The organism is Rhizobium freirei PRF 81 (genome assembly GCF_000359745.1).
Lineage (GTDB): Bacteria > Pseudomonadota > Alphaproteobacteria > Rhizobiales > Rhizobiaceae > Rhizobium > Rhizobium freirei.
The window spans coordinates 1-782 of record NZ_AQHN01000034.1; the positions used below are offsets into that span (position 1 = coordinate 1).

A 782-nucleotide genomic window follows, 5' to 3' on the forward strand; every position below is an offset into this window, starting at 1 on the left:
TAGGAGCCTGGGCTAGCCGGGAAGACGACGGTGCGGTTGCCGTTGAGGAAGGTGCGGAAGTGGATATGCGCATGGATGGCGCGCGCCAAAACCTGGCTCTCCACATCGCGACCGATCGACACGTAATCGTCGGCCGACTGCGCATGCGTGATGCGCGCCGTATCCTGCTCGATGATCGGGCCCTCGTCGAGATCGGCGGTGACGTAATGCGCCGTCGCCCCGATCAGCTTCACCCCGCGCTCATAGGCCTGCTTGTAGGGGTTCGCCCCCTTGAACGACGGCAGGAAGGAATGGTGGATGTTGATGATGCGGCCGGACATCTTCCGGCACAGCGCATCCGACAGCACCTGCATGTAGCGCGCCAGCACGATCAGCTCGGTGCCGGTCTGCTCGACCAGATCCAGAAGCTGGGCTTCCGCCTGCGGCTTGTTCTCCTTCGTCACCTTGATGTGGTGGAAGGGGATGTCGTGGTTGACGACCACCTTCTGGTAATCGAAATGGTTGGAGACGACGCCGACGATGTCGATCGGCAGCGCGCCGATCTTCCAGCGGTAGAGCAGGTCGTTGAGGCAATGGCCGAAGCGCGACACCATCAGCAGCACCTTCATGCGCTTCTTGCTGTCGTGGATCTCCGAGACCATCGCGAACTTGTCCGATATCGGCTTGAAGCCCTCCACCAGCGCCGCCTCGCCGACGCCCTCCTCGGAGATGAAGGAGACGCGCATGAAGAACATGCCGGTATCGAGATCGTCGAACTGGCTGCTGTCGACGATGTTGCAGCC

The 782-nt window shown here is 61.8% G+C and carries 1 protein-coding gene; it reads right to left on the reverse strand.

All coding sequences use genetic code 11. From position 1 onward, the window contains the following. Window positions 1-782, reverse strand: a 782-nt coding sequence (purU, locus tag RHSP_RS08405; protein WP_051074057.1) for a formyltetrahydrofolate deformylase, incomplete at both ends; no start/stop codon positions are given.